The 1,019-nt window shown below is 46.8% G+C and carries 2 protein-coding genes; both read right to left on the bottom strand.

Features of this window, described 5'->3' with window-relative positions; all coding sequences use genetic code 11:
- The coding region (locus B7Y67_RS19330; protein ID WP_293600023.1) for a flagellar hook-basal body complex protein at positions 1-881 on the bottom strand (881 nt) is incomplete at its 3' end.
- Positions 881-1,019: DUF2933 domain-containing protein (locus B7Y67_RS19325; protein ID WP_293600024.1), on the bottom strand; the 139-nt coding region annotated here is incomplete at its 5' end. The genes B7Y67_RS19330 and B7Y67_RS19325, both read right to left, overlap by 1 nt.

Genomic DNA, 1,019 nt, shown 5'->3' with positions numbered 1-1,019 from the left:
TTGTCTGCCGGAATGGTACCAGGCGTAGTTCCGCTGATGGTAGTTCCATTGAGATCAAAGCTAAATGCTCCTTGAACATTGGTAATGGTTGCATTTTCTACAGCAGGTTTATAGCTGATCCAAACCCCTTGTCCGGCTTGCATGACCATTGAGCGGCCTTGCTCATTAAACATGACTTTCATGTCTTCTGAAACATCGGTATTGGCTGTACGGATTGCATTTGCTGTTAATGCTTGAGGTGTTACCGCACCACCGACGTAAGCCAAATAATCAGTAAGATTGTAGGTCGCCATCTCGTTGGTCGGATTAAACGTTTCTACGGTTTCACCTGAGTCGAGGTTTGCTTTGAGCGTTACAACAGCCGATGGATTAGCAGGGGTTGTCAATCCTGGCGGAATATTGATGTTTGTGATCGGTGCTGTAGAGTCTACTTTTCCGGTTGTTTCATCACGCACCCAGCCTTGGACGATGAACCCGCCGTTGTCGACGAAGTTTCCTTTGGCATCAAACTTAAAATCTCCGGAACGGCTGTATTTGTAGGTACTTCCGGCATCCGAACTGACGATAAAAAAGCCATCGCCTTGGATCGCGACATCGGTATTTTTATCGGTATTTTGGATAGAACCTTGGGTCATGATACGGGTAACGGAGTTAATCGTTGTACCCAATCCGATCTGAACGGCATTTTTACCCCCCAAGTCTCCTTGCGGTGCCGTAGCGATTTGTGCCGTTTGTGCCAGCAAATCAGAAAAATTGGCACGTGAGTATTTAAATCCAATCGTGTTAACGTTGGCAATATTGTTGGACTCAACGTCCATCGCGATTTGGTGTGCTTGCAATCCGGTGACGCCCGCAAAGAGTGATCGTAACATGATAGCCATTATTGGACTTCCTTTTTATCAGCGTTAGCATCTTTACCGCCTGAATCCCCATGTCCATGATGCATAAACATATGCATCAGTGGGCACGCCAGTAATAACAAGAATGGGAGTGTCGCGATCGTATGGGCGTAGTGCTCG

Source organism: Polynucleobacter sp. 35-46-11 (assembly GCF_002281105.1).
This window is presented reverse-complemented; position numbering and strand designations above follow the sequence as displayed.